We start from the raw sequence: 7,473 nt of genomic DNA on the forward strand, positions 1-7,473 counted from the left end.
GTTTGTCCTCCGTTAACTTTTACGATTCCTCCACATTTTAGCATAAAAATCAAAAAGCCCCAAAAATTTTTTTACAATGATTACAAAGTCTTCCGATTTTCTGTTTCGATGAGTTGGGTCAGCTTTTGCTTAAACTGTTCGCGATCCTCTTCCGTATAGGCTTTCGGTCCTTTTGTCCGCTGTTTTGCTTGGCGCATTTTCCCGCTGATATAGCGCTGCTCCAGCAAATTATCCATGGTATGGATACTGTATTCCCAACCTGTTTGGTGAAGTATATGTGCGGCCTTTGTCAGTGTCAATGAGGCCAAACCATAATCTTGAGTGATCAAAATGTCTGTTGGCTGGATCAGGGAAACGATCTTGTAATCAGCTGAATCAAAGCCTCGGTCTACATACACGAACTCTACAAAATCTGGGTACTCCTTCGTCGAATAATGATCGATACTGGTTACGATCACTACAGGCAGCTGATAGCTTTGAGCGATGGCTATTGCTGTGTCTTTTACTGGCGAACCGTCGCCGTCAATCACGATGCGCATTGTTTTTCTTCACCCTCCTAATCATGATCAGTCCCAACAGCATTCCGATACAGGACCAATTTTTAGCTAAGACCATTGCTGCTGCCAAGCTGGTAGTGCCATGCGGCAGCGTTGGTAATAAAAATAATTCTCGTACAGGCAGTTGTTTGCAGCTCAAGATCAGAGCGATCAGCCCCATCAATAAGAATTGATGCACGATGCTGCCTTTATTCGACACTGCATATTTTGCTGTAATCCGTTGGCTTTCCGGCAATGCATCCGCCTGATAAAACCAGCGATTCAGCCAGCTGCTGGTCCCCTTTTGAAAGAAAGTCAGACAAGCAATTCCCAGCGAAAACCACGGGGTCATCAGCAACAAAAGCAAGCTGAGCAGCAAGCCCAGCCATTGAACTGTAAACACATCCCTGCCTATTTCCTGCAGCTTTCGAGCGGCTAATAAGGCCGCCACCATTCCGATCACATAAGGTAAGAACAAGTGAGTGGCCATATTAGCTTTGCCATAAACGCCTCCCACATAAAAGGCGCCAAACAAAAAAATGAAATTTCCGCACATGCCATTGAAGAAGGTCAGTGTATTCACCCACAATGGCAGTTTCAATTTCTTTCTTTGAAACAGCAGTAGCCCTACCAAAAAAATCCCGCAGAATAAAACAATTGCACCATTCAAATAGGTCTCGTTCCACAAAAGCCTTGCGCTGCGCAACAGAATCAATGCTGCAGAGAACAACAGAAACCAAAGCAGCTCTCTGTCGACAAAAATCGTTTTCTGCATGTCTTTAAAATCCAGCTCGTAATGCGGGTAGCGTCGAACAGTACCGTACGCTAATACAAAATAAATCGAATACACCCCCAGCACACTCCATAAACGGATTTCGGCTGTTCCACTGATCCCCACAAACAAAGGAATCAATAAGAGCAGCGCAAACAAATACTGATGACTGTGAATCGTTCGATAGCCTTGGCTCCGCTCATAAAAATTGACACTCGTGTTGGCAGGCGGAAACCACGCTGCACCCAGACCCAAACACACACTGCCGATCAAGAAAAAGGGGAAATACAGCGGCCCTAAAAAACTAAAGACCGTTCCGATCCCGCCCAGCAGCAAGCCCAGCATCTGTAGCGTATATTTTTCAATCGAACGATTCAGTCCGCGAATCAAAAAGATACTGGTCATTCGAAAGGTGTAAAACAAGACAAACGGCAAGATCGTTACCGTATGCCGCTCATTGATCAAGTGGATGTACAAGATATAGGGGATCAAGATCAAGGTGTTGGATAACACAAACGGCGTTGTCGCCGTAACCATTCGCCCGTATTTTTTCAAGTGTTCCATGGGCTGCCCCCTCTTTCATTCATACGTAATCAACGTCATGCTTTGACGAAATTCCTCTGCCAGATGCACTGCTTTGTACGTATTAAAAGCCCTCTGATTATCTCTTAGTACGCTACGCAATTTCATTGGTACATATTCCTCTATTAGCTGGTTGTTCAGTACAAATTCTCTCGTCAACTGCCACTCATAATAATACCCCAAAGGCCGACAACTGTAACGTGTTCCTGCAATGATTCGATCCTCAAACCTGCGGTGGGTATGGCCAAAAACTACTTGTGACACATTTTCAGACCGATCCAACAGCTTTCCTAACGAAGCCGAGCCTAAAAAAGCATTCAGACGATTCCACAATTGGTACTTTCCGCTGAGGTGGACGATAAAATCCTCCTGCGGGACAAAATGAGTCGCCAAAATCACTTGGTACCTGCTCAAATCTGCAAGAACGCCCTCCAGTTGTGTCAAGATCCGCTGATTGACTGTCACATCATCCCCCGAACGTTCAATGATCCGATCATACCAATAGGCCTTTTTTGTTGTCGCGTTTTTTTTAAGATCCTGACTGTCTGAAAAGGAGTAATCATACCAGCCGTTCACTCCTAGCAGGACCGTTTGGGAATTCAATGGCAAATAGCGCAGATTCAGAAAATGGCTGTCAGGAAAGTGCTCGATCATTTCCTCGCCTTGAATACTGCCCATCTCATGGTTGCCTAAATTAAAGGTAGTAGGCAGTCCCCTTTGTCGGAAAAAATCATTTACGGCCAAAGCTTCATCAATCTTATTCGCGGTGTCCCCTGCAAAATGCAGACGTGTCACTTGAGCCTCCTGCAACACCGAAAAAAGCAGTGCCAATTCCGGTTCGCCAAAATGATTGATGTCTACATGCAGATCACTAATGATCGCTAATTTTCCCATGCTCTGCCTCCTAAACTCGCTTCCCACGCCGTCAAAAAAAGAAAGAATATTCGTTCTCTATTTTACGCAACCTATCGAAAGAATGCGACTCTAAAGTCACAAAAATTTATTGGGCAAAACGTTCGATATGCTATACTTAGTATATGAAGTACGAGGAGGAGCGCTTATGGTTACCTATCAACATTTAAAAAAAGAATTGCTGCACGCCCTTGATTTGCATATCGACATTTTGAAGGATGTAGAAGAAATCTCGTCTGAACAACTGCCGGGCTTTTTGTTCATGATGCGCAGCTTTGGTTTTATGCTGGACCGGGCACCTCATGTTCTGGAAGCAGAAGACGAAGAAGAAATGCATTACATGATGTTCCAATATTATAGTCTTTTGACTGAATTGAAATACAATTTGACCTTAAATTTTCCCTACACAAAAATCCAAGGAGCTCCGTTGCTGGAATTAGTCAACCGCTTCCCTACGACCTTTGAACAAGAGATGAAGCAATGGTGGGAAGAAAAAACGGGATTAGTCGTGGAACGAAGAAAGCAAACCATCGAGATTAAAGAGCTGTAGTCGTCGTTTTGACTGGAGATGAAGAACATGAAACGGTTGATGTTGTTTTTGCTAGGCCCTTCGTTGTTGTTATTTTCTTACGAGTCTCTCTCTTCTTATCTAGAATATCAGCTGCAACGTACCTATACACCAACAGATTTTTATGTACTCGTTTTGATGATTGGTCCATTGACTGTCTTCATGGGAACGATCTTGCTGCTGTTTGGTTGGCTGCCTGTTCGACATACAGCTCGACTGCTTTTGCTGGCTTGGTGTCTGTTATTGACAGCCGGCATTGCAGCTTATTACCTGTTCCATGTTGAAGTACCTCATGTGATCGCTGCTTTTTTGCAAGATCTGCCTGGTTTGACAGGTGTTTATTGGGGAACGTTTCTTTACACACTGACAAAAGACCGCAGTTCCAAGCCAAAAGTTGAGTAACCCCTTCCAAATTCCAATATGAAAAAGAAGGATCTTCCACTGCTCGCGAAGATCCTTCTTTTTGCTTGCTTTAGTATTATACGTTGTGGCGTTTTCTTTGGATCAATGCTGCCAAGCCTAAGATCAGCCCGCCAAAAATCGGTGCAAAGCCATTGACTTCAGCGCCAGTTCTCGGCAATTGTTTTCCAGTCTGGGGAACTGTCTTTTTTTGTGTTTGGTTCGTGTTGTTGTACGTGTGATTCATGTTAGTCGTCCCGCCAGTATTTCCGCTGATTCCGCTACCTTCTCCAGATCTTTGTTTGACAGTTAGCGTGATTATTTTGCTGATTTCTTCTCCTTCAGGAGTTGAAGCGTAAAATTCGATTTGGTAGGTGCCCGTTTCTGCCAGCGTATCATTGGCTATTCTTACTTTGATTTCTTTGCCTTCTAGAACCTTGAAGCCTGTAATCGTATCCTCTGGATTTTCAGTCTTCGCCCAAGCCAAGACCATTTCTTTTGTCAGCTTATCGCCAACGTACATTACTTTATCCTCCACAAGGATAACTGGTTTGCGCTTTTCTTTCTCTGTTTCTTCCCCTTTGAAGACTTTGACTTTCATAGTCTTAGAAACTGTTGCTCCTAAAGCAGTTGTCGCTTTGTAAACAACCTCGTATTCGCCTGGTGTTGCAGTGTCTACCGTCGAAGCAGCCCATAAACCTACTGCTCCGTCTCCGGAAGCCTTAGCTAGTTCTTCTTCCGCTTCACCAGTCGTATTCAATGCGTAAGCTTTTGCATAAACATATGGATCAAAGCTTTCCCCAACCTCGACTTTGATTGGTTCTGTTCCTGTTATGGCGATACGGACCGATGCTGCATCGTCAAGAATCGTAATCGTCACGATTTTTTTGGTCACCGTATTGTATTCAGAAAGCACAGCGACTTCAACAGCGATCGTCCCTGCCTCTGCTGTTGAGTGATGACTGCTGACCATGATGTTGGCCTCTGCTGTCGGAATTTCTGTACCGCCTTCTTTTTTTATCGTGATTCGCTGCTTGATTGCTTGAATATAATCAGCATTTTTCGGCAATTTGAAATCATCAAGCTCAATCGTATACATGCCAATATCATCTTCTACAACTTTTACGATAACCGACTGAGTGGCTTCGTTCCCTTGAGAATTAACGACTTTATAGGTAATCAAGTATTCGCCTGGTGTATTCACATCTACGGTCCCAGTATGGGTCACGCTGCCTGTCAAATCACCATCGGTCTTATCTGAAGCAGACACGCCTTTCATCGGATCAAAAGCTTCACCCTTTCGGATCGTCAGTACCGGGATCACGTTGATCACCGGATGTGTTTCCGTTGGAACATTTGGTGGAAAAGGCTTCACGTCTAACGGTGCCACTTCGGCTTTTTCTGAAACCACCACATTGTTTTCTGCCGCCGGCGCTGTTTGGGTCGCCGGATCTGCTGCTGCAGGCGCTACCGCCGGTGGATCGTTTGGTGCGTTTTCTTCTGCTTGTTGTTCTGCAGGACCCTCAGGTTGTACTGCTTCTGGCTGCGTCTTAGTTTCAGCAACCGTTGTTTCAGCTGTTTGCTGTTCTGCGGCCACCGCAGTTGTTGAAATCATTGCAGGTACCAATAAGCTTGTGATAGCCAACCAACTTAACTGTTTTCTTTTCATTCGTTTCTCCTTTGTCTATTTATGTAAAAATCAATTCCCCATTTTCGATCTATTTACATAAACATTTATTTCATAGAAATAATTCATTATTTTCATTTTCGTTTTTTATTAGAGATTGAAACAAACAAATATTAACCATTATTAAAAAACAAAAATCAATTTAAAAATCATCTCTATCCTAATTATCAGTTTAACATCTATATGCTGTTAAATCAATAATTATAAAGGATAAATCCATTTTAACCTAAGGGAAATAAAAAGATAAACCTCTTATAAAAAAACATCTTAACAAAAAAAGTCATCCGCAAAGCCAGCAGAAAAATCACCGATCATCCATTTTTATTTGTTACTCTTTATCTTCTTTCTCGATTTTTCTTGTTACAAACAACCCAAAATGTTGGCAAGAGTTCCCGTCTTTCTTTTACTTTACTCTGTTATACTTTAAAAAAAGAAAGGTGAGGTTTCTTCATGATTATTGCTGTTTACTGTGGAGCTAGTGCTGGAGATGATCCAATCTATACAGAAAATACACGTGCATTGGGCACTTGGATCGCTACGAACAATCATCAGTTAATTTATGGTGGTGGAAAGGCTGGGTTAATGGGGGTATTGGCAGATACGGTTTTAGAAAATGGGGGAAAAGTCGTGGGCGTCATTCCGAGTTTTTTACAAGCAAGAGAGCTGGCACATCCAGATTTAGATGAATTGATCGTTGTCGATACAATGTCGCAACGAAAAAATCAAATGATCGCGGCAGCAGATGTATGTATCGCACTGCCTGGAGGTCCAGGAACCTTGGAAGAAATCAGCGAAGCAATCTCTTGGGCACGAGTGGGACAAAATGACAGTCCCTGTATTTTTTATGATACAAATGAATATTATTTGCCGCTACAGCATTTTTTTGACCAAATGGTGGCGACCTCCTTTTTAAGTGCAGAGGACCGCAGTAAAATTGGATTTGCTCATTCGATCGAGGAAATTGAACAGCTCATCACTAATTACACGCCTCCCAAGGTATGAAGCCGCTAATCAAACAGCTCCTTGACAACATAGCAAGGAATTTTAGTTGTTTTCTATTAAGTTACCCATCGATCCCTGCTCCTTGATGAACCGATAAAAAGTGACGATGATCGAAGGTTAATACAGAAACGACCAATTAAGAGACTGAGTGGCATATTCAGTTTCTGCAGGAACCAAAATACCCAATATCAACTAGCAAAGTGTCCAGACCAACCCGACACCCAGCAGGAGAAAGGTGACACTATTGATGTACGGATTGATCTGAGATTTCATTTTCTTTATGCGTTCAACTCTTTGTCTTGAAACCTCAGGATTCTTGGATCTTTTTTTGCGGCAACACCAAAAACGATCCCAAATATCGCACCTAAGGATAAGACAACTGCTACACTAATTAGAATCCGCATGTGGCTTCTCCCTCGCTTGCATGAGACGTTCGACGTCTTGCTGGATCAATCGCTGCATACTCTCTTTGTATTTGTCCAAGGTCAGATTGCCAATTTTCTCTAGGAACATTGGGCTTAAATCTGGTTTATATCGGAATACGTAAGTGACATACGGTAAACACTGCCGCACTACGGGTGCCTTTTCATCCTCCAGCACAGCCAAAAGCGATTCACTGTCTCGAAGTCCTCGATCCTCATGATCCCACTGCAAATTAACCATTGCCAACTTGAATCCTCTGCCTCTAGCACATGAGCGCTTAGACGAAACAGCCTGAATAAATACATCCCAGTATTCATAGTAAGCCTTCGATTCCTGGCATAATTTCTCTAACTGAACAAACGAAGCTTGTGCAGCCTTCGTGTCCTTGGCTTCCAACATTTCTAGAATTTCCGACTGTTCCATATCGTTCTCCGATCCATTTTATTTTAGGATAACACAGCTGATTTTCCATAGCCAGATTGGAATAAACCGCTGCCTTGATTTCCGAAATCAAAAGAAGACAAGAGAATCCTCTTGTCTCAGACTGTAGACAAAGTCCATTTTATGGATGCTGTCTACAGTTTTTTCTTTT

The 7,473-nt window shown here is 43.0% G+C and carries 9 protein-coding genes; 3 read left to right on the plus strand and 6 right to left on the minus strand.

The window, feature by feature from the left end:
• Positions 1-80 precede the first annotated feature (80 nt).
• The 3 genes from NRIC_RS08855 to NRIC_RS08865 are packed head-to-tail and all read right to left on the minus strand — an operon-like array spanning position 81 to position 2,784.
• Positions 81-539 carry a YaiI/YqxD family protein gene (locus NRIC_RS08855; RefSeq protein WP_146622333.1) on the minus strand — a complete coding sequence of 153 codons (459 nt, stop codon included), beginning with the start codon at positions 537-539 and terminating at the stop codon, positions 81-83.
• The gene (locus NRIC_RS08860; RefSeq protein ID WP_146622334.1) at positions 523-1,872 is read right to left on the minus strand and encodes a hypothetical protein; all 1,350 of its coding nucleotides are present in this window, start codon (positions 1,870-1,872) and stop codon (positions 523-525) included. The genes NRIC_RS08855 and NRIC_RS08860 overlap by 17 nt, the downstream gene beginning before the upstream one ends.
• Before the next feature lie 15 nt (positions 1,873-1,887).
• The gene (locus NRIC_RS08865; RefSeq protein WP_146622335.1) at positions 1,888-2,784 is read right to left on the minus strand and encodes a metallophosphoesterase; all 897 of its coding nucleotides are present in this window, start codon (positions 2,782-2,784) and stop codon (positions 1,888-1,890) included.
• Between the two features lie 166 nt (positions 2,785-2,950).
• On the opposite strand from NRIC_RS08865, the gene NRIC_RS08870 reads away from it, so the two are divergent.
• Together NRIC_RS08870 and NRIC_RS08875 are read left to right on the plus strand one after the other, a co-directional pair.
• A complete protein-coding gene (locus NRIC_RS08870; RefSeq protein WP_146622336.1) occupies positions 2,951-3,352 on the plus strand; it encodes a hypothetical protein in 402 nt (133 codons plus the stop codon).
• Positions 3,353-3,379: 27 nt separating this feature from the next.
• Positions 3,380-3,772 carry a hypothetical protein gene (locus tag NRIC_RS08875; protein ID WP_146622337.1) on the plus strand — a complete coding sequence of 131 codons (393 nt, stop codon included), beginning with the start codon at positions 3,380-3,382 and terminating at the stop codon, positions 3,770-3,772.
• Between the two features lie 76 nt (positions 3,773-3,848).
• Here NRIC_RS08875 and NRIC_RS08880 read toward each other — a convergent pair whose 3' ends face one another.
• Entirely contained in the window at positions 3,849-5,438 is a 1,590-nt protein-coding gene (locus tag NRIC_RS08880) for an LPXTG cell wall anchor domain-containing protein (RefSeq protein ID WP_146622338.1), read from the minus strand.
• 468 nt (positions 5,439-5,906) lie between these two features.
• On the opposite strand from NRIC_RS08880, the gene NRIC_RS08885 reads away from it, so the two are divergent.
• A complete protein-coding gene (locus NRIC_RS08885) occupies positions 5,907-6,458 on the plus strand; it encodes an LOG family protein (protein WP_146622339.1) in 552 nt (183 codons plus the stop codon).
• Positions 6,459-6,736: 278 nt separating this feature from the next.
• On the opposite strand, the gene NRIC_RS19690 is transcribed toward NRIC_RS08885, so the two are convergent.
• A complete protein-coding gene (locus NRIC_RS19690; protein ID WP_265416104.1) occupies positions 6,737-6,862 on the minus strand; it encodes a hypothetical protein in 126 nt (41 codons plus the stop codon).
• Positions 6,846-7,304: a hypothetical protein gene (locus NRIC_RS08890; protein ID WP_146622340.1), complete on the minus strand. Its 459-nt coding sequence runs from the start codon at positions 7,302-7,304 to the stop codon at positions 6,846-6,848. The genes NRIC_RS19690 and NRIC_RS08890 overlap by 17 nt, the downstream gene beginning before the upstream one ends.
• Positions 7,305-7,473: the final 169 nt, after the last annotated feature.

This window comes from Enterococcus florum, assembly GCF_004309355.1.
GTDB lineage: Bacteria > Bacillota > Bacilli > Lactobacillales > Enterococcaceae > Enterococcus_A > Enterococcus_A florum.

Bases quoted from the DNA above. Each gene is read 5' to 3' on its own strand.
- NRIC_RS08855 (WP_146622333.1), bottom strand. From the start codon at position 539: ATGCGCATCGTGATTGACGGCGACGGTTCGCCAGTAAAAGACACAGCA.
- NRIC_RS08860 (WP_146622334.1), bottom strand. From the start codon at position 1,872: ATGGAACACTTGAAAAAATACGGGCGAATGGTTACGGCGACAACGCCG.
- NRIC_RS08865 (WP_146622335.1), bottom strand. From the start codon at position 2,784: ATGGGAAAATTAGCGATCATTAGTGATCTGCATGTAGACATCAATCAT.
- NRIC_RS08870 (WP_146622336.1), top strand. From the start codon at position 2,951: ATGGTTACCTATCAACATTTAAAAAAAGAATTGCTGCACGCCCTTGAT.
- NRIC_RS08875 (WP_146622337.1), top strand. From the start codon at position 3,380: ATGAAACGGTTGATGTTGTTTTTGCTAGGCCCTTCGTTGTTGTTATTT.
- NRIC_RS08880 (WP_146622338.1), bottom strand. From the start codon at position 5,438: ATGAAAAGAAAACAGTTAAGTTGGTTGGCTATCACAAGCTTATTGGTA.
- NRIC_RS08885 (WP_146622339.1), top strand. From the start codon at position 5,907: ATGATTATTGCTGTTTACTGTGGAGCTAGTGCTGGAGATGATCCAATC.
- NRIC_RS19690 (WP_265416104.1), bottom strand. From the start codon at position 6,862: ATGCGGATTCTAATTAGTGTAGCAGTTGTCTTATCCTTAGGTGCGATA.
- NRIC_RS08890 (WP_146622340.1), bottom strand. From the start codon at position 7,304: ATGGAACAGTCGGAAATTCTAGAAATGTTGGAAGCCAAGGACACGAAG.